Genomic DNA, 18,304 nt, shown 5'->3' on the forward strand with positions numbered 1-18,304 from the left:
GGGGATCAGTCCTCCGGGCCGGGCGGCGGGGCGCCGAGGCTCACATGCGCCGAAACGATCCGCCATCCCTCGGGGCGGCGCATCCAGACCTGGCTTTGCGCGCCGCGGCGGCCCGATCCGGTGCGGCGGTATTCGCAGGTGGCGATGCCCCAGTCGGGGCCGAAGGCGATGATCCGCACCTCGGAGATCTCGCGCGTCAGATCGCCGGTGTCGCGCCCCTTCCGGAAGGCGCTGATCCGGTCGTGGCCATAGAGGCCGCCGTCGGGCCCGAGCCGCACCACCTGCGGGTCTTCCCAGAAGGCCGAGGCCAGCGCCTCCACGTCGTTCGCCCCGAGAGCCGCCTCATAGGCCTCGAAGGCCGCCCGGATCTCGGCCCCGACCGCATCCGCATCGAATTTTTCCATGCCGTCCCTCTCGCGTGTCTCGCCCGCAGAAAGGAATGCCAGAAATGAGCGAAGTGCAACTCCCCGCCGAACCGGCGCCGCTCGGGTTCGACCCGGCACGCACCGCCGTCGTCATCATCGACATGCAGCGCGACTTTCTCGAACCGGGCGGCTTCGGCGAGACGCTCGGCAACGATGTCTCGCTGCTCCAGGCCGCGGTCGTGCCCTGCCAGACGGTGCTGGCCGCGGCGCGCGCCGCCGGCATGCTCGTCATCCACACCCGCGAGGGGCACCGCGCGGATCTCTCGGACGCGCCGCCCGCCAAGATCGCCCGCGGCGCGCCCTCGAAGCGGATCGGCGATCCGGGGCCGATGGGCCGCATCCTCATCCGGGGCGAACCGGGCCACGACATCGTCGCAAGCCTCTATCCCGCCCCGGGCGAGGTGGTGCTCGACAAGCCCGGCAAGGGCGCCTTCCACCAGACCGACCTCGCCCAGATCCTGCAGAACGGCGGCATCGACACGCTCATGGTCTGTGGCGTGACCACCGAAGTCTGCGTGCATACCACGATCCGCGAAGGCAACGACCGCGGCTACCGCTGCGTGGCGATCGGCGATGCCTGCGCCTCCTACTTCCCGGAATTCCACCGCGTCGGGCTCGAGATGATCAAGGCCCAGGGCGGCATCTTCGGCTGGGTGAGCGACAGCGCGTGCCTCGCCGGAGCGCTCGCCGCAGCAAAGGCCGCCTGACGCATCCCCCCCAGGCCCGGCCGCTCGGGCCGGGGCGTTCCCGTTGAAAAGGACAGATGAAGATGCATGAGACCAGGACACCTTCCCTCTGGACCCCGGGCGACTGGAACGCCCTGTTCGGCCTGGGAACCAACGTGCTCGTCAACCTGCTGGTGATGACGGGGCTTCTGAAGTTCGTCGTCGGATTGCCGGACGAGCTCACCTTCGGGCGCATCCTGCCGGCGGTGGGCCTGATGCTCTTCCTCGGCAACATGTATTACGCCTGGATGGGCTGGAAGCTCGCCAAGAAGGAAGGCCGGGCGGATGTCTGTGCGCTGCCCTCCGGCCCGTCGGTGCCGCACATGTTCATCGTGGTCTTCGTCATCATGCTGCCGATCCTCGGCCGCACCAACGACCCGGTGAAGGCCTGGGAAGCGGGCCTCGCCTGGGTGTTCCTGCAGGGCTTCATCCTGATCGGCGGCTCGTTCGTCGCGCCCTTCATCCGCCGGATCACGCCGCGCGCCGCGCTCCTCGGCACGCTCGCGGGCGTCTCGATCGCCTTCATCGCCATGCGGCCGGCGACGGAGATCTTCATGACCTCCATCATCGGGCTCACCTGCCTCGCGATCATCCTCGTGAGCTGGTTCGGCGGGCTGAAATACCCCCGCGGCATTCCTGCGGGCCTCGTCGCGATCGTTGTCGGCATGGCCATCGCCTGGGGGGCCGCCGCGCTCGGCATGCCGGAAATCGGCGGCATGAGTGCCGCGAGGCTCAGCGAAAGCTTCGCGAATTTCGGCTTCTCCATCCCGCTGCCGGCGCTCAACCACGTGTTCTCGGGCTTCGAATTCCTCGGCTTCATCCTCGTGACCGCCATTCCCTTCGGCGTCTACGATCTCGTCGAGGCCATGGACAACGTGGAAAGTGCCGAGGCCGCGGGCGACACCTACTCGACCACCGAGGCGATTTCGGCCGAGGGCTGCATCTCGCTCATCGGCACCCTGCTGGGCTCGCCCTTCGCCAACGCCGTCTACATCGGCCACCCGGGCTGGAAGAGCATGGGCGGCCGCATCGGCTACTCGGTCGGGACGGGCATCTTCGTGCTCTGCCTCGCCTGGTTCGGCATCCTCGCGGTGTTCCTCAACCTGGTGCCGGTCGTCGCGATCTCGCCGATCCTGCTCTACATCGGCATGCTGATCGGCGCGCAGGCCTTCCAGACCACGCCGATGAAGCACGCGCCCGCCATCGTGCTCGGCCTCGTTCCGCATCTCGCGGCCTGGGCCAAGACGCTGATCGACGGCGCGCTGGGGGCGGCGGGCGCCCAGGTCACGCCGGAACTCATCGCCGGCATGGGCCAGAACGGCGTGCTCTACGAAGGGCTGGGCGTGCTCGGCAACGGGGCGATCCTCACCGGGCTGGTTCTGGCCGCGATCGGTGTCTTCATCATCGAGCGCAAATACGAATGGGCCGCGGGCTTTGCCGGGGCGGGCGCGATCCTCACCTTCTTCGGCTTCATGCACGGGCCCGCCGTCGGCATCGCGGTCACCCCCTCGATCTCGCTGGCCTATGCGATCGTGGCGGTCTTCCTCGTCGCCTGCACCCGGCTGGGCTGGACCCATGACACGGAGGCAGAGCCCGAAGCCGTCGTCGCACAGCCGGCGGAGTGAGCGCGGTGGATCTCGACAGATACGTGGACGTGGCGGCGGAGGTCATCGACCTCCCCGTCACGCCGGACTGGAAGCCCGGCGTCGTCCGGTTCCTCGGCCTCGCCGCGGAAATGGCACAGCTCCTCGAAACGGTGGCGCTTGATGACGCCGAGCTGGTGATGGCGCCGGTCTACAGCCCGGATGCCTTCGCGGGAGGGAAGGATGACTGATCTTCCCTGGGCCCAGGCCCACGAGATCGCCGAGGCTGTCCGGAGCGGCCGGCGGACGGCGGCAAGCGTCATCGAGGCGACACTCGGGCGGATTGCCGCGGTCGATCCGCGGATCAATGCCTTCACCGCCGTGACGGCGGAGCGCGCCCGCGCCGAAGCCGCGGCCCTCGACCGGGCCATCGCGGCGGGCGCGGCGCCGGGCCCGCTCGCAGGTGTCCCGTTCGCGGTCAAGAATCTCTTCGATATCAAGGGCCTTCCGACGCTCTGCGGATCGAAGATCAATCGCGACCGCACGCCCGCCAGCCGCGATGCCCTGCTCGTCGAGCGGCTGCGGGCGGCCGGGGCCATTCTCGTCGGCGCCCTCGGCATGGGCGAATATGCCTACGATTTCACCGGCGAGAATGCCCATGACGGCGCGGTCCGGAACCCCCATGATCCGGAGCGGATGAGCGGTGGCTCGTCCTCGGGCTCGGGCGCCGCGACCGCGGCCGGCATGGCGCCGATCTCGCTCGGCTCCGATACCAATGGCTCGCTCCGCGTCCCGGCCTCGCTCTGCGGCGTCTTCAGCCTGAAACCGACCTACGGCCGGCTGCCCCGGACGCGGACCTTTTCCTTCGTCGACAGTCTCGACCACCTCGGCCCCTTCGCCCGGTCCGTCAGGGATCTCGCGCTGGCCTATGACGCGATGCAGGGGCCGGACGGGGGCGATCATGCCTGCACCCGGCGCGGCGTGGAGCCCGCGCTGCCCGCGCTCGCCGACGGGCCGGGGCGGTTGCGGATCGGCGTTCCGGGCGGCTGGTTCGAGACCCGCTACGGGCCGGAGGCGCGGGAGGCCGTCGGCCGCGTGCTGCAAGGGCTGCCGGGTTCCGGCCAGATCATGCGGGTCGATCTCGATGCCGCCGAGGCCGGGCGCGCCGCCGCCTATCTCATCACCAATTCGGAAAGCGCGGCCTTTCACATCGAGCGGCTCCGCAGCCGGGCGCAGGACTATGACCCGGACACGCGGGACCGCTTTCTCGCCGGCGCGCTTCTGCCCGCCGCCTGGGTCGCGCGCGCGCAAAGGGTGCGGGCCTGGTGGCTGACACAGGCGCTGGCCGCCTTCAGCGTCGCCGATGTGCTGATCGTGCCCGCGACCCCCGTTCCGGCCCCGCGGCGCGGCGAGACGGTGCTCGATCTCGCCGGCCGGAAGCTGCCCCTGCGCCCGAGCCTCGGCCTGCTCTCGCAGCCCTTCTCCTGCATCGGCCTCCCGGTAGTCACCGTCCCCGTCTTCCGCCCGGGCGAGCTGCCCATCGGGGTTCAGATCATCGCGCCCCCCTGGCGCGAGGATCTCGCGCTGAAGGTCGGCCATGCGCTCGAGGCAAGAGGCGTCGCGACCGCCCACGCGCCCGGCGGCGTCCGCGCCCAGGCCGTCGCCTAGATCAATGCAGGGCGCAACGCTGCCGGTCTCCCTCTGGCCGATGTCATGCGCCCGGTCCCGGCGAAGTCGCTGGGGCAGGGCGGGATCATCCCTGGGCGAGCTCCTCCAGCATGGTCTTCGCCGCGAGCTGGCCGAGCGGATTGGCGGCCATCGGGCTGTCGCCGGTCAGCAGCCGGCCATCCCGATGCACCGCCCCCGAGATGTCGTCGTTCACGAGCTCGAAGCCCATGGACTGCAGCGCCTCCCCGAACTTCCAGGTCAGATGGCCGGGCATGTAGCCGATATCGGGGGTCTGGGCGTCCATCGCATCGGGGAAGGCGCAGATCTTGCGGCCCCGGTAGATGCCGCTCTCGCCCACCGCCAGGAAGGCCGCCGGACCGTGGCAGAGCGAGATCACGAAGCGATCCTCCTCCTCCGCCCATTCGAGCGCCGCGCCGACATCCCGGCTTTCGGGCAGGCCGATCAGCGCGCCATGCCCGCCCGGAATGAAGAGCGCGGCATAGTCGTCGAGCCCCCCGGCGACCAGATCGGCGAGCTTCAGCGGCTGCCGGAACTGCGGGCTGTAGCGCGCGAAGAGGCCCTTGATCTCCTCATCCTCGGAGGGCATCGCCCAGAACTCGAATTTCACCGGATTGCCCGAAACCGTGGCCACATCGAAGGCAAAGCCCGCCTTGTCGAGATGATACATCGGCAGGAGCGTCTCGACGGGATGGTTGCCGGTCGAGAAGAAACTGCCGTTGTCGGTCAGCAGATAGCGCTCGTCGGCGCCGATCATCAGGATCTTCCGGTTGCCCGTGTAGGGCTCCGGATAGTCCGCGCCGGAAAGATCGGATTTCGGCGCGGTGAACTGGCTCAGCGAATAGGGCGAGGGGAAAAACGCGTTCTCCTCGGCCGGATCGGGCTGTGGTTTCCTGTCGGTTTTGTCCGTGTCGGTCATGGGATTCTCCCCTCAATGTTGGTCCTGGACCCTGAAAGCTGGGGGCTCCTCCGCGGCGTTCAAGACGCCGGGCGCCCCTGGCTAGGGCCCGGGCGGCGCGAGCGGAGGAAGCCGCTCCAGCATCCCGTCGAGCGTCAGCGGATACTCCCGCAGCCGGATGCCCGTGGCGTTGTAGAGGGCGTTGGCGATCGCCGCGCCGACGCCGCAGAGCCCCAGCTCCCCGACCCCCTTGGCCTTCATCGGCGAGGAGAAGGCGTCGGGATGATCGAGGAAGATCACCTCCTGCTCCGGCAGGTCGGCATGGACCGGCACCTCGTAGCCGGCGAGATCGTGATTGACGAAAAAGCCCGCCCCGGCATCGACCGCGAGCTCCTCCATCAGCGCCGAGCCGATCCCCATGGTCATCGACCCGATCACCTGGCTCCGCGCCGTCTTCGGATTGAGGATCCGCCCGGCATCGCAGACCGAGAGCATCCGGCGGAGCCGCACCTCGCCCGTCCAGGCATTGACCGCCGCCTCCACGAAATGCGCCGCGAAGGTCGCCTGCTGATGGGTCTCGTCGAGATCGCCGTATTCGATGCGATCCTCGGCGCTGATCGCCTCATCGCGCACCAGTTCCGCGAGCTCCACCCTGCGCCCGGCCCCGGTCACCGCGCCATCGGCAAACTGCGCCTCGGCCTCCGGCATCTGCAGCATCTCGCAGATCATCGCCCGCAACCGGACACAGGCGGCATAAAGACCGGCGGTCGCGTTGTTGGCACCCCATTGCCCGCCCGAACCCACACTGAGCGGGAAATCCGAATCCCCCAGCCGGACAGCGACCCGCCCGAGCGGCACGCCCAGCATCTCGGCGGCGGTCTGGGCCAGGATGGTGTAGGAGCCGGTGCCGATATCCGTCATATCGGTCTCGACCGTCAGGCTGCCGTCCTGTTCCAGCCGGATGCGCGCCGCCGACTGCCGGACCAGGTTGTCGCGATAGCCCGCGGCCATCCCCATCCCGAGGAGCCAGTCGCCGTCGCGCCGCGTGCCGGGGGTCGTGCTGCGCTCCGACCAGCCGAACCGCTCGGCCCCCGTCCGCAGGCACTCGACCAGATGCCGCTCGGAAAACGGCCGCTCCGGGTCGGCCGGATCGCTCTGGGTGTCGTTCCGGATGCGGAGCTCGACCGGGTCCATCCCGAGCGCCTCCGCAAGTTCGTCCATCGCGACCTCGAGCGCCATCAGCCCCGGCGCCTCGCCAGGGGCGCGCATGTCGCTCGCCTTGGGCAGATCGAGGATCGCCATGTGCATCGCCGTGAGCCGGTTTGCCCCGGCATAGAGCAGCTTCGTCTGGGAGACCGCCGGCTCGTGCCGCCCCTCGGCCAGATTGCCCGAGATGCCCTGATGCGCGATCGCCGTCAGCCGCCCGTCGCGCTCGGCCCCCAGCCGCACGCGCTGGAGCGTGGCCGAGCGGTGGGTGGTGTTGTTCATCACCATCGGCCGCGTCAGCGCCACCTTGACCGGCCGGCCGACCTTGCGCGCGGCCATGGCCGCGAGCACGGCATCGGACTGGATCGCGAGCTTCGCCCCGAAACCGCCGCCGACATAGGGCGCGATCACCCGGACATCGCTCTTCTCGATCCCGAACAGCCGGGCCAGCGACCGCTGCGCCCAGCCGACCATCTGGGTCGCGGTCCAGAGCGTCAGCCGGCCATCGGCCCAATGCGCGATCGTGGCATGGGGCTCCATCATCGCGTGGCTCTCGTGGCTCGTCTGGTAGCGCTGCTCGATCCGCACCGGCGCCGCCGCGAAGGCCGCCTCGAAATCGCCGACCGTGTCGCTGTCGACGGGCTCGAGCCCCTCGCGCGCCTCGTCCGGCGCCGGCCAGTCGCCCTCGGCAAGGGAAGGCAGCGCATAGCGCCCCGGCGCGCGGTCATAGCTGATCTCGAGCAGGAAGGCGCCGTCGCGGGCCGCCTCGAAGCTCTCGGCCACCACCAGCGCCACCGCCTGATGGTAATGCTGGATCTCCGGCCCGGCGAGATAATCGGGCGTGCCGCCGCCGGGATAGGTCACATCGCCGGCATTTTCCCAGGTGATGACCTCGATCACCCCCGGCAGGTCGCGCGCCGCGCGGCTGTCGATGGCCCGGATCCGGCCCCGGGCGATGCCCGCGCCGACCAGATAGCCGTAGGTCTGATCCGGCACCACATCGTGCTGCTCATAGGCATAGCGGGCCTGCCCGGTCGTCTTCAGCGCGCCGTCGATGCGCGACGTCGGCTGCCCGACGACCGTCTGATCGTCGATGGGATTGCGCTCTGCGGGTCTGTCGAATTTCATCATCTCAGCCTTTCGCCTGCGCCATGACATACGCCAGCGTGCGGGTGGCAAGCGGCAGCTTGAAGGCGTTCCCGGCCGTCGGCCGCGCGTCGCGGAAGGCGCGGTCGGTCACGGCTCGCGCGCCCTGCGGGAGAAGCTCCTCGGCCTCTTCCACCCGCCACGGCCGCGGCGCGACGCCCCCGAAGGCCACCCGCCCGGTCCCGTCGGGCCGGAGGAGGGCGGCCACGGACACCAGCGCAAAGGCGTAGGAGGCCCGGTCGCGGACCTTCTGGTAGAACTGCCGGCCCTCCGGCGGTGGCCCAAGATGGACCGCGGTGATGAATTCGCCCTGTTCCAGCACGGTATCGCGCTCCGGCGTGGTGCCGGGCAGGCGATGGAACTCCGCCAGCGGGATCATCCGCACCGCGCCCTCGGCATCCACCGTTTCCACCACGGTCTCGAAGAGCCGCAGCGCGACGGCCATGTCCCCCGGATAGGTCGCGATGCAGTGCTCCGAGGTTCCGATCACCCCGAGGCCGCGTGAAAACCCCTCGATCGCCGCGCAGCCCGAGCCGGGCGCGCGCTTGTTGCAGCGCTGTGCCGTGTCATAGAAATAGGGGCAGCGCGTGCGCTGAAGCAGGTTCCCCGCCGTCGTCGCCTTGTTGCGCAACTGGCCGCTGGCACCGGCCATGATGGCCCGGGCGACCGCGCCGTAATCGCGCCGGATGCGTTCATCCGTCGCCAGCGCCGTGTTCGAGACCAGCGCGCCGATGCGCAGGCCGCCGTCCTCCTTCGCCTCGATCCGGTGCAGGTCGAGATCCTGCACGTCGACCAGATGGCGCGGCGCCTCGATCTGGAGCTTCATCAGGTCGATGAGATTGGTGCCCCCGGCGATGAAGCGGGCTTCGGGATTGGCGGCGACCACCGCCGCGGCCTGCTGCGGGCTCCGGGCGCGTTCGTAGCTGAAGGCCTTCATGCCGTCTCTCCCTCCGCGATCTCCAGAATGGCGGCGACGATGTTGGCATAGGCGCCGCAGCGGCAGATGTTGCCGCTCATCCGTTCGCGGATCTCGGCCTCGGTGATCCCGGCCTTCTGCAGGAGGTCCTCCTGGACATGGCTCGGCACGGCGCGGTCGATCTCCTCCAGCATCGCCAACGCCGAACAGATCTGGCCCGGCGTGCAATAGCCGCACTGATAGCCGTCGTGCTCGATGAACGCGGCCTGCAGCGGATGCAGCGCGTCGGGCTGGCCGATGCCCTCGATGGTGGTGATCTCGTCGCCCGCATGCATCACCGCGAGGCTGAGGCAGGCGTTGATCCGCGCCCCGTTCACGATCGTGGTGCAGGCGCCGCACTGGCCGTGATCGCAGCCCTTCTTTGCCCCGGTCAGGTGCAGATGCTCGCGGAGCGCATCGAGCAACGTGACGCGCGGATCGAGCTCCAGCTCCCGCGGCGTGCCGTTGACCCTGAACGAGACCTTCATCGAGGTGGTGGAACTTGCTGGTGCCATTGCACTCCCTTCCGTTGCAAACGCGTGCCCCGAAGGACCCCGCGCGCCACCGATCGGGACACGCCCGGCAGTAAGCTTTGCGGGTCAACCGCCGAAGGAGGGAGAGGTTCCGTCACGCCGCGACCAAATCCGGTTCGAAGGCCTCGGCCGCGCGGCGCTCTTGCCGCCATGCCCGTGTCGCGGCGGCGCGCAGACCGGCCGGCACCCCGTCGCGAAGGTCGTCGCCCCAGCCCTCGGGCAGCGCGCATTCATGATATGTTAACTACGAAAATTCAATGAAATCAAAGGCGGTTTTCCATTTTCACGGTGAAACGCCCCATTTTCACCGCCGCCACACCATGGACGGCCCCCGCCTGAGGGCCTTTCCGCTCCCTCTCACTCGAAGGGCTTGCGCGCGACCTTCCGCGCGATCTCGACGAACGTGCGGACATGGACGCCCCGCTCGTCGAGCCGGTAATTCAGCGAAAGCTCCGTCGTGCCGAGCGCGGGGTCGAAGGGGAGGTAGCGGATGCCGTTCCGCGTGGCGCTTCCCACCGATTCCGGCACGATGGCGATGCCTTCGCCGATGGCGACAAGGCTCAGCGCGGTCTGGAGATCCATGGTGAAGACCCGCTTCCTGACCTCCACGCCCTGCCGCTCGCAACACGACAGCACGAAGTCCGCATAGCTTGGGCGGGGATATTCCGGATAGAGGATGAAGTTCTGGTCGGCGAGCGTCGCGAGGCTCACGGTCTTGCGCATGCCGGTGTCGATCGTGTCGGGCGCCGCGAGGATCAGCGGCTCGTCCCGGAGCTTGAGCTTGGCCAGCTCGGCATCCACCAGCGCGGGCCGGGCGACGGCCACGTCGATTTCGCGGGCGACCAGCTTGCGGTGGAGCTGGGCATTGTTCATCGGAATGAGGCTCAGCGCGATCTGCGGGAAGTTCGCCCGGAACGACTTGATGATGTTGGGCAGGATCCCGTAGGTCGAGGAGCCCACGAACCCGATCCGGAGCCGCCCCTCCGCGCCCTGGCCGATACGGCGGACCTCGAGCCGGGTATCCTCGATCAGATCGAGAATGGTCTGGCCGCGCAGGCGGAGCCGTTCGCCTGCCTGGGTAAGCGTGATCGCGCTCCGGCCCCTGTCGAAGAGGACCGCCTGGAGCTCTTCCTCGAACTGCTTGATCTGGCGCGAGAGCGGCGGCTGGGCGATCCCCAGCCGTTCCGCGGCGCGCCCGAAATGCAGCTCCTCGGCAAGGGCCATGAAATATTTCAGCTGTTTGAAGTTCATCAGCGTCGCCCTCCCGGCATGGGGAAGCCTACACGAAAAAAAGGGCGCCCGACATGCAGGCGCCCCATAACCGGAGAGGAACGCGGGACTATTCCGCAGCGACCTCCTCCGCGACCTTCTGTTCCGTCTTCTCCGCCTTCAGGACGAAGTCGAACCGCACGTGCAGGTCGGTGTCGAGATCCTCGCCCGCAGGCTCGAATTCGCCCACGAGGCTGTCCTTCACCGCAAACACGGAGTCGTTGTCGAGCCACTCGGAAGAGCTGTCATAGATCTGGCTGATCAGCGGGCGGTGTCCGTCCTTGCTCAGGATGAAATGCATGTGGCCGGGGCGGTTCGGATGGTGCCCCATGAAGCGCAGAAGCTCGCCCGCGGTTTCGTTGTCCGGGATCGGATAGGGCACGGGCCGCAGCGCGCGGAAGGCATAGTGCCCGTCCGCGTCGGTCTCGAACCGGCCGCGGAGGTTGTAGTCCGGCTGGTCGGGGTCGTGGTTCTCGTAAAGGCCGTTCGGGGCGTCTTCCCAGACGTCGAGGATCACGCCCTGAAGCGGGCTGCCGTCCGCATCGCGCACATAGCCCTCGAAATAGACCGTTTCCTCGCCCTCGAAATGCTTCTGCACGACCGATGCGCCCTTGGGCAGCACCGGCGGATTGTGGCGGTAGAACGGGCCGAGCACCGTGCTTTCGCTCTCGTTGCCGGAGACCTCGTTTGAGAGCATGTCGACGAGCACTTCGAAGCCGAGGATATCGCCGAGGAGGATGAATTCCTGCCGCTTGTCCGAGCAGGTCTGGCCGGCGCGGGCGAGGTAGTCGCAGGCTGCCATGAACTCGTAATGCTGCAGCTTCACGTCCTTGGCAAAGCCGTGCAGGTGCCGGATGAGCGCCGTCATGATCTCCCGCTGGCGTTCGGTGATCTCACCGTTCTGGCCGAGAGAGCCGATGACGACATCGGTGATATTCTCGAGTGTGACCTTTGCCATCACATTTCCTCCGCTATCGAGCTCGCCACGATTCCTGCGGCGCAGCCTGTTGTTCTGTCCGTGGACCATCCGCCCATTGCCGCGCCCGACCAATGCCTTTCTCGGTATCGCGCAATACTCTGGAACCGCCGCGCCGCAGGGCGCCCGCGAAGGTATCGCGGCATACCGGCCGGGACATTGCCGCGGGCGCCCTGAAAGCGCAGGTTCGGGAAAAGCGGACACCCGATGCGCGGAGGAAACATGATCGACCAACTGGCCATGATGCAGGCCCGGCTCAACGCCACGCCGCACCTGCTGCGGCTCGGGCGTCTCTTCTGCGAGACCGTGCTCCTCTCCGTCGATGGCGACGAATACTACCTCACCTTCGAGAAGGGCCGCCTGGAGGCGATCACGCCGGGCCCAAGCCGCAAGACACCCTACCGCTTCGCGCTCCTCACCGATGCCGAGGCGCTTGCCGAATTCTGGCGTCCGGTCCCGAAGCCCGGGTTTCACGACCTGTTCGGTCTGGTGAAGATGGGCCGCGGACAGGTGGCGGGAGACATTCTCAGCCTCGTGAAGAACCTGCGCTTCTTCAAGGAATTCATGGCGCTGCCGCGCGAGATGGCGAAGGAGGCCGCATGATGGGCATCGAGGCGATCACCGGACGCTATGTCACCGTCGAGGTCGAGGGCCGCGCGCTCCGGATCTATTTCGAGGAAGCCGGGCAAGGGCGTCCCGTGCTCTGCCTCCATACCGCGGGTGCCGATACGCGGCAGTGGCGCCATCTGATGAACGATGCCGAGGTCACCGCGGCGAACCGTCTCATTGCCTTCGACATGCCCTGGCACGGCAAGTCACTGCCCCCCGAGGGCTTCCAGACCGAGGAATACCTGCTGACCACCGAGGCCTATATCGAGACGATCCTCGCCGTGATCGATGCGCTCGGGCTGGAGCGGCCCGTCCTTGCCGGCTGCTCGATGGGCGGGCGGATCGCGCTCCAGCTCGCCGCGCTGCATCCCGGCCGCTTCTCGGGTTTCATCGCGATCGAGGCATCGGATTTCCAGCCCGCCTGGTATGACATCGACTGGTTCCACCGCCCTGATGCCCATGGCGGCGAGATGGGCGCGGCCCTCGTCTCCGCCAATATCTCGCCCCATGCCCCGGACGTGGAGCGCTGGAACACGCTCTGGATGTTCATGGCGTCCGGGCCGGGTGTCTTCCGCGGCGATCTGAGCTTCTACACGAAGGACGACAGCCTGATCGGCCGGCTCGGCCGGATCGACACCGCCAAGACCCCGGTCCACATCATCGTCGGCGCCTATGATCTCACCTGCACGCCGGAGGATGCGCAGCGCACGGCGGATGCGATCCCCGGCGCGACCCTCGCGGTGATGGACGAGCTCGGCCATTTCCCGATGAGCGAGCACCCGGAGGGCTTCCGGCCGTTCTTCATCGAGGCGCTGGCGAAGATGCCGGCCGGGAAGGCTCGGGCCGAGGCTGCAGCCTGACGGATCACGACACCAGACACCAGATCACCGGAGGAAGGCCATGAGCGGCAGCAGGTCCGGCGCACCCTGCGAAGGGTGCGGGAATCGCGAGGCCGGTCGTTGTCCGGGCCTCCCGGGCTTCCTCACCCGAGCGGAGCCTGCCTCTCCCGAAGAAACGACCCGCGTCGCGGCGCAGAGCCGCGACCGGCGTGCCGCGCATCCATGAAGAAGGCCCGATCATGACCAAGCCGACCGAGAAACCCTGCATCATCTGCGTTGCGATCACCGGCAGCCTGCCAACCAAGGCGAACAATCCGGCCGTGCCGATCACGGTCGCGGAACAGGTCGAGAGCACGCAGGAAGCCTTCGAGGCGGGCGCCGCCATCGTCCACGCCCATGTCCGCAACGACGACGGCACGCCTTCCTCGGATCCCGAGCGGTTTGGCCGCCTGCTGGAAGAGCTTCGCCGCCACTGCCCCGGGATGATCGTGCAGTTCTCGACCGGTGGCCGTTCGGGGGCAGGGCGCTCGCGGGGCGGCATGCTCTCGCTGCGCCCGGACATGGCCTCGCTGTCGGTCGGGTCCAACAACTTCCCGACCCGCGTCTACGAGAACCCGCCCGATCTCGTCGATTGGCTCGCGGCCGAAATGCGGACCCATGGCGTGAAGCCCGAGATCGAGGCCTTCGATCTCAGCCATATTCATCAGGCGGTGGCGATGCGTCGCGACGGGCGCATACCGGCGGCGCTCTACATCCAGTTCGTGATGGGCGTGAAGAACGCGATGCCGGTCGACCGGGATGTCTTCGACTACTACATCCGCACCGTCGAGCGGCTGGCACCGGACGCGGAATGGTGTGCCGCCGGGATCGGACCGAACCAGATCGTGCTCAACGAATGGTGCGTGGCGAGCGGTGGGCATGCGCGCACCGGGCTCGAGGATAACGTGCGCCTCGACCGCGACAGGCTTGCGCCCTCCAATGCCGCGCTCGTTTCCCGGGTCACCGCGCTTTGCGAGAAATACGAGCGCCCGGTTGCCACCTGGCAGCAGGCCCGCAGGCTTCTGGGCCTGCCGATCGCCGCACTCGCCGATGCGTGAGGACGTTGTCGGGGTGCCGGCCGGTCCGGGGCTGAACGGCGCCTCCCGGCTCCTTCGGGATGCGTCCGCGCCCGTGATTGCCGCCCGCTCGGCACCGTCGGGCCGGGCCTGCCGATGTCGGGCGTGGTTGCGGCCTGTATCGTTTCGGCGCCCGTCATTCGCGCGGTGGGCCTGACCGGGCATTTCGACAGGCTGCTCGCACGTGTCCCGAAGGCGGTTGCGAGCGGATGAGGGCGGGCGTCCGCTTCGGCACGGGCGCCCTTGGCGGGCCCGCCCGTGGGCCCGGATTGCTGCTCAGATCGCCTTGACGGGGATGCTGACGGGGGCGACGCGGCCGCGGGTGTAATGGGCAATCTTGTCCTCATCGAGGGCGACCCCGAGACCGGGCCCTGCGGGAAGGTGGACCTGGAAATCGGCGTATCGGAGCGGCTCGGCCAGGATCTCGTCCTTGAAAAGCAACGGCCCGAAGAGTTCCGTGCCCCAGAACATCGTCTCGACGGTCGAGAAGAGCTGGAGAGCAGCGGCCGTGCCGATCCCTGCCTCGAGCATCGTGCCGCCATAAAGGCCGATCCCGGCGGCTGCGGCAATCGAGATGACCTCGGAGGCCCGCGCCAGCCCGCCGGACTGCGCGATCTTCACCGCGAAGGCGTCGGTGCGGTGCCCCGCGGCATGCCGCATGGCATCGACCGGCCCCTGAAGCGCCTCGTCGGCCATGACGGCGATCTCGTAGGTGTCCGAGAGCATCCTGAGGCTTTCGCCCATGCGCGCGTCGATCGGCTGTTCGACCATCGCCACGCCGATCTCCTGCAACCCCTTGAGGCCCCATCGTGCCTGATGCAGATCCCAGGCTTGGTTCACATCGACGGTGATGCGGGCGCGATCGCCGATTGCGGCGCAGATGCGGCCGACATGGGCGATGTCCTCGCGCACCTCGCGCTTGCCGATCTTGAGCTTGAACTGGCGATGCCGGCGGCGGGCGAGCATCTCCTCGGCTTCGGCGACGTCACGGTCGGAATTGCCCGAGGCAAGGGTCCAGGCGACATCCATCGCGGGGTGGACGGTGCCGCCGAAGAGCTGGGCCACCGGAACCCCGAGGCGGCGCCCGAGCCCATCCCAGAGCGCGATCTCGACGGCGCATCGCGCGATCGGATTGCCGCGCACCGCCTTCTCGATCCGGCCGCGGGCGGCATTGATATTGTCGGCATCCATGCCCTCGAGGAGCGGGGCGATGTAGGTGTCGATCGCCGACTTGATGCTCTCGGCGCTTTCCGCACCATAGCTGAGCCCGCCGATCGACGTGCCCTCGCCAAGGCCCACGGAGCCGTCCGAGAACCGCACCCGCACGAGGACGATGGACTGGGAGACCATGGTGGTCATCGACAGCACGTGCCCGCGGATGGTCGGCAGGTCGATGATTTGCGTCTCTATCCGCTCGATCTTTGTCATCCGGATCACCTGAAATGTGCCTCGTGTCGGTATGGAAGTTGCCTGCCGCAAGCCGGTCGCGTCGATGACTGTTATGGTCTCACGCCATACCGGGGCCGGATCTCGAGGACGGCGCAGCCTGAGGAGCGGCTTCCCTCCGGGCCATCTTCCCAGGGTCGCCGGTGCGTGCCCGGCGCGGCGGGGTTGAGCGTGAAAAGGGGGCGTTTCACCGTGAAAATCCGGAAAGCGCATTGATTTTAATGGATTTTGGCAGTTAACATATCATGAATGCCCGCGGTTTCACGCCGCTGCCGGCTTGGCTGGCCCCTCGGTATCAACTCCCGGCCCGAGGGGCAGGCGCGCCTCGCCCCCACCGCTCAGGATGGGGCGGCGGGCGGTTCGGGGGCGTCCTCTCCGGCCTCGGCCGGGAGAGTGAGACCGGCGCGGCGGGCGATGCTTGCGAGGTAGCTCCGATAATCGGGTGTCGCTTCAACGGCGTAGTGGAAGTTCCTGAAATCGCTTGTCAACGCGGTGAAGAACGTGCGCGCCTCCGCCTTGTCCCGGAAGGTGAACGGCTTGTTGATGATCTCCCGCACCAGATCGAAGGTCAGCTTCTGCCGCGGGAGCGGGACGCAGGCATCCACCCTGTCGAAGGCATCCTGCTGGAGATAGACCATGTCGAGGAAGAGCGCCTTCTGCTGCGTCACGAAATCCTCCATCGTGATCCCTTCCTCGCCCGTGACCTGCATCATCTGGCCGACCTGGTTGCCGTGGACCAGAAGCTCCTGCATCCGGCGCACCCAGTCGGTCCAGCCGGGCGCGACCTCGCTCTCGTACCAGGGGCGGAGCTGGTCGAGATAGCGCGACCAGCTGAGCAGCGGATCGACGGCCGGATAAAAGCGCCGGTAGGCCCGCTCGGCCGAGAGGCCAAGGAAGCACTTCACGGTCGAGAGCGTCGCCTGGGTGACAGGTTCGTCGAAATTGCCGCCCGCGGGCGAGACCGTCCCGATCATGGTGAGGCTGCCGGTCGCGCCGGCATTCGTGGTGATGACGCCCGCGCGCTCGTAGACGCCCTTGATCCGGCTTTCGAGATAGGCGGGGAAGCCCTCGTCGCCGGGAATCTCCTCGAGCCTGCCGGAGGTCTCGCGCATCGCCTGGGCCCAGCGGGAGGTGGAATCGGCGATCAGCAGCGCGTGATAGCCCATCTGCCGGTAGTATTCCCCGAGCGTCAGCCCGGTGAAGATCGAGGCCTCGCGGGCCGCAACCGGCATCGAGGAGGTGTTGCAGATGATGATGGTGCGGTCCATCAGGCTGCCGCCGGTGGCCGGATCGCTCATCTTGGGAAATTCGGCGATGGTCTCGACCACCTCGCCGGCGCGCTCGCCGCAGGCCACCACGATGACGATATCGACCTGCGCGTTGCGGGCGATCAGGTTCTGCAGCACCGTCTTGCCGGCGCCGAAGGGGCCGGGAATGCAGGCGGTGCCGCCACGGGCGATCGGGAAGAAGGTGTCGATGATCCGCTGCGAGGTGAGCATCGGCTCGGACGGATAGTCGCGCCGGGAGAGCGCCTGCTTCAGGAGCGCCTCGGGCAGCGCGCGGCGCACCGGCCAGCGCTGGCTGAGCGTGATCTCGCGCCGGGTGCCCTCGTCATCGATCAGGCGCGCCACCGGGTCATGCACGCGCGCCGCGCCCTTCTGGATCCAGTCGACGGTCCAGCGGCCGCGCCAGTTGAAGGGCACCATGATCCTGTGGGCGATATGCCCTTCGGGCACCGTGCCGAGCACGTCACCCGCACGGAGGCTTTCGCCGCGGGTGACGGCCGGATCGAAGGACCACCTCGCCTCAGGATTGAGTGCGGCCACCTCGGCGCCGCGCGGCAGGAAGATGCCGAACTCGTTGGCGAGCGTCTTGAGCGGCGCTTGCAGCCCGTCATAGACCGCGCCGAGAAGCCCCGGCCCGAGCTCGACCGACAGCAGCTCGCCCGACTGCTCCACCGGATCGCCGGCCGCGACGCCCTGCGTCGATTCATAGACCTGTGCCTTGGCGCGCCGGCCGTCGATCCGCAGGATCTCGGCCTTGAGCCGCTCCTGCCGGCCGCCCGGGCCGGGGCGGGTGGGCAGGATGAAGATGACCTCGTTCATCACCAGCGGGTGCGGCGCGCCGTCGGGGCCGTCGAGGGCTTCGATTTCGACAAGGTCGTCCTGGACCGCGACAATCCGGGCCATGGGCGTGCCAAGCATGATCCTATCTCTCCGCGAAGATGTCTGTGCGCGCCCCGAGGGCGGCATCGGCCAGCGCATGGAACCGGCGGGCAGCGGCCGCGGCATTGGCCCGTGCCCAGCGATCGTGGATGTTCCAGATCAGCACATAGGCCGCGACGGCGATGAAATCGAAGTAGTGGCCTTCGGCCCGGCGCCGGGTGATCGCGCGGGATTCGGTCAGGACGAGCCGCTCGAAGCCCAACGCATCGCCACGCTCGAGCAGCCCCGCCGCCTCGCTGAGCCAGGGGTAGGGGCGCTCGAGGCCGAAGGCGGGCTCCTGCCAGTTGGCCGCGATCCGCCGGGCGATCCCGCCGAAACCCCATTGCGCCGGGGGTGGGCCGCCGCCCGCCTTCCTGCGGCGCAGGGCGGCAATCAGGGTGCGCATCTGCAGCCGGTCGCGCAGGATGCTCCGCAGCTCGGGCTGCGGCACGGCGTCCAGCGCCGCCCGGCCGCGGGCGAAGGCCTCCGCCTCGGTCGTCTCGAGCCCATAGGCGGGCCAGCTCAGGCAATGCTCGAGCGTCGCGAGGGTCGCGGCATCCTCCACCGACAAGGCCTTCAGGCGCATCTCCAGGCGGAGGCGGGAGAGGGGCGGCTGCTTCGCGACGAAAAGCTCCTCGTGGCGCGGAAGGCTGGTGATGAGGGCGACATAGGCATCCGGATCGGCCACG

The 18,304-nt window shown here is 68.4% G+C and carries 17 protein-coding genes; 7 read left to right on the forward strand and 10 right to left on the reverse strand.

The window, feature by feature from the left end; genetic code table 11:
* Positions 1-5 precede the first annotated feature (5 nt).
* Entirely contained in the window at positions 6-404 is a 399-nt protein-coding gene (locus tag ACF66B_RS19445; RefSeq protein WP_111430543.1) for an AtzH-like domain-containing protein, read from the reverse strand.
* A 44-nt stretch (positions 405-448) separates the two neighbouring features.
* Between ACF66B_RS19445 and ACF66B_RS19450 the strand changes: the two genes are divergently transcribed.
* From ACF66B_RS19450 to ACF66B_RS19465, 4 genes are read left to right on the forward strand one after another with little or no spacing between them, the layout of a single operon-like run.
* Positions 449-1,132, forward strand: a complete 684-nt coding sequence (locus ACF66B_RS19450) for a cysteine hydrolase (RefSeq protein ID WP_111430544.1) — start codon at positions 449-451, stop codon at positions 1,130-1,132.
* Between the two features lie 56 nt (positions 1,133-1,188).
* Positions 1,189-2,775: a regulator gene (locus ACF66B_RS19455; RefSeq protein ID WP_111430545.1), complete on the forward strand. Its 1,587-nt coding sequence runs from the start codon at positions 1,189-1,191 to the stop codon at positions 2,773-2,775.
* Positions 2,776-2,780: 5 nt separating this feature from the next.
* Complete coding sequence (locus ACF66B_RS19460) at positions 2,781-2,984, forward strand: DUF4089 domain-containing protein (protein WP_162683326.1); 204 nt, start codon at positions 2,781-2,783, stop codon at positions 2,982-2,984.
* Complete coding sequence (locus ACF66B_RS19465) at positions 2,977-4,401, forward strand: AtzE family amidohydrolase (protein WP_111430547.1); 1,425 nt, start codon at positions 2,977-2,979, stop codon at positions 4,399-4,401. The genes ACF66B_RS19460 and ACF66B_RS19465 overlap by 8 nt, the downstream gene beginning before the upstream one ends.
* Positions 4,402-4,486: 85 nt before the next feature.
* Here the strand turns inward: ACF66B_RS19465 and hchA are convergent, their stop codons facing one another.
* From hchA to ACF66B_RS19495, 6 genes are all read right to left on the reverse strand, one after another.
* Positions 4,487-5,338 (reverse strand): glyoxalase III HchA, encoded by an 852-nt coding sequence (hchA, locus tag ACF66B_RS19470; protein WP_111430548.1) that lies wholly within the window; start codon positions 5,336-5,338, stop codon positions 4,487-4,489.
* A gap of 81 nt (positions 5,339-5,419) precedes the next feature.
* Positions 5,420-7,651: an aldehyde oxidoreductase molybdenum-binding subunit PaoC gene (paoC, locus tag ACF66B_RS19475; RefSeq protein ID WP_111430719.1), complete on the reverse strand. Its 2,232-nt coding sequence runs from the start codon at positions 7,649-7,651 to the stop codon at positions 5,420-5,422.
* A gap of 4 nt (positions 7,652-7,655) precedes the next feature.
* Positions 7,656-8,606 carry a xanthine dehydrogenase family protein subunit M gene (locus ACF66B_RS19480; RefSeq protein WP_111430549.1) on the reverse strand — a complete coding sequence of 317 codons (951 nt, stop codon included), beginning with the start codon at positions 8,604-8,606 and terminating at the stop codon, positions 7,656-7,658.
* Complete coding sequence (gene paoA, locus ACF66B_RS19485; protein ID WP_392665100.1) at positions 8,603-9,193, reverse strand: aldehyde dehydrogenase iron-sulfur subunit PaoA; 591 nt, start codon at positions 9,191-9,193, stop codon at positions 8,603-8,605. Before paoA ends, ACF66B_RS19480 begins: the two co-directional genes overlap by 4 nt.
* Before the next feature lie 321 nt (positions 9,194-9,514).
* A complete protein-coding gene (locus tag ACF66B_RS19490; protein ID WP_111430551.1) occupies positions 9,515-10,408 on the reverse strand; it encodes a LysR family transcriptional regulator in 894 nt (297 codons plus the stop codon).
* An 88-nt stretch (positions 10,409-10,496) separates the two neighbouring features.
* A complete protein-coding gene (locus ACF66B_RS19495; protein WP_111430552.1) occupies positions 10,497-11,384 on the reverse strand; it encodes a dioxygenase in 888 nt (295 codons plus the stop codon).
* Positions 11,385-11,624: 240 nt separating this feature from the next.
* On the opposite strand from ACF66B_RS19495, the gene ACF66B_RS19500 reads away from it, so the two are divergent.
* The 3 genes from ACF66B_RS19500 to ACF66B_RS19510 all read left to right on the forward strand — a co-directional run bounded on the left by ACF66B_RS19500 (position 11,625) and on the right by ACF66B_RS19510 (position 13,947).
* Positions 11,625-12,005, forward strand: coding sequence for a hypothetical protein (locus tag ACF66B_RS19500; protein ID WP_111430720.1), 381 nt, complete (start codon positions 11,625-11,627; stop codon positions 12,003-12,005).
* Positions 12,005-12,871 (forward strand): alpha/beta fold hydrolase, encoded by an 867-nt coding sequence (locus tag ACF66B_RS19505; protein WP_111430553.1) that lies wholly within the window; start codon positions 12,005-12,007, stop codon positions 12,869-12,871. Before ACF66B_RS19500 ends, ACF66B_RS19505 begins: the two co-directional genes overlap by 1 nt.
* Before the next feature lie 218 nt (positions 12,872-13,089).
* A complete protein-coding gene (locus tag ACF66B_RS19510; protein WP_111430721.1) occupies positions 13,090-13,947 on the forward strand; it encodes a 3-keto-5-aminohexanoate cleavage protein in 858 nt (285 codons plus the stop codon).
* A gap of 294 nt (positions 13,948-14,241) precedes the next feature.
* Here ACF66B_RS19510 and ACF66B_RS19515 read toward each other — a convergent pair whose 3' ends face one another.
* The 3 genes from ACF66B_RS19515 to ACF66B_RS19525 form a co-directional block, all read right to left on the reverse strand.
* Positions 14,242-15,393, reverse strand: a complete 1,152-nt coding sequence (locus tag ACF66B_RS19515; RefSeq protein WP_111430722.1) for a muconate/chloromuconate family cycloisomerase — start codon at positions 15,391-15,393, stop codon at positions 14,242-14,244.
* A 356-nt stretch (positions 15,394-15,749) separates the two neighbouring features.
* A complete protein-coding gene (locus tag ACF66B_RS19520) occupies positions 15,750-17,615 on the reverse strand; it encodes a V-type ATP synthase subunit A (RefSeq protein WP_111430555.1) in 1,866 nt (621 codons plus the stop codon).
* Between the two features lie 4 nt (positions 17,616-17,619).
* Positions 17,620-18,303 (reverse strand): hypothetical protein, encoded by a 684-nt coding sequence (locus ACF66B_RS19525; RefSeq protein WP_111430556.1) that lies wholly within the window; start codon positions 18,301-18,303, stop codon positions 17,620-17,622.
* Position 18,304 lies beyond the last annotated feature (1 nt).

Origin of the sequence: Amaricoccus sp. B4 (genome assembly GCF_043226085.1) — a bacterium.
Classification (GTDB): Bacteria; Pseudomonadota; Alphaproteobacteria; order Rhodobacterales; family Rhodobacteraceae; genus Amaricoccus.

Excerpts from the sequence above, each read along its gene's own strand:
- ACF66B_RS19445 (WP_111430543.1), bottom strand. The coding sequence starts at position 404 with ATGGAAAAATTCGATGCGGATGCGGTCGGGGCCGAGATCCGGGCGGCC.
- ACF66B_RS19450 (WP_111430544.1), top strand. The coding sequence starts at position 449 with ATGAGCGAAGTGCAACTCCCCGCCGAACCGGCGCCGCTCGGGTTCGAC.
- ACF66B_RS19455 (WP_111430545.1), top strand. The coding sequence starts at position 1,189 with ATGAAGATGCATGAGACCAGGACACCTTCCCTCTGGACCCCGGGCGAC.
- ACF66B_RS19465 (WP_111430547.1), top strand. The coding sequence starts at position 2,977 with ATGACTGATCTTCCCTGGGCCCAGGCCCACGAGATCGCCGAGGCTGTC.
- hchA (WP_111430548.1), bottom strand. The coding sequence starts at position 5,338 with ATGACCGACACGGACAAAACCGACAGGAAACCACAGCCCGATCCGGCC.
- paoC (WP_111430719.1), bottom strand. The coding sequence starts at position 7,651 with ATGAAATTCGACAGACCCGCAGAGCGCAATCCCATCGACGATCAGACG.
- ACF66B_RS19480 (WP_111430549.1), bottom strand. The coding sequence starts at position 8,606 with ATGAAGGCCTTCAGCTACGAACGCGCCCGGAGCCCGCAGCAGGCCGCG.
- ACF66B_RS19490 (WP_111430551.1), bottom strand. The coding sequence starts at position 10,408 with ATGAACTTCAAACAGCTGAAATATTTCATGGCCCTTGCCGAGGAGCTG.
- ACF66B_RS19495 (WP_111430552.1), bottom strand. The coding sequence starts at position 11,384 with ATGGCAAAGGTCACACTCGAGAATATCACCGATGTCGTCATCGGCTCT.
- ACF66B_RS19500 (WP_111430720.1), top strand. The coding sequence starts at position 11,625 with ATGATCGACCAACTGGCCATGATGCAGGCCCGGCTCAACGCCACGCCG.
- ACF66B_RS19505 (WP_111430553.1), top strand. The coding sequence starts at position 12,005 with ATGGGCATCGAGGCGATCACCGGACGCTATGTCACCGTCGAGGTCGAG.
- ACF66B_RS19510 (WP_111430721.1), top strand. The coding sequence starts at position 13,090 with ATGACCAAGCCGACCGAGAAACCCTGCATCATCTGCGTTGCGATCACC.
- ACF66B_RS19515 (WP_111430722.1), bottom strand. The coding sequence starts at position 15,393 with ATGACAAAGATCGAGCGGATAGAGACGCAAATCATCGACCTGCCGACC.
- ACF66B_RS19520 (WP_111430555.1), bottom strand. The coding sequence starts at position 17,615 with ATGCTTGGCACGCCCATGGCCCGGATTGTCGCGGTCCAGGACGACCTT.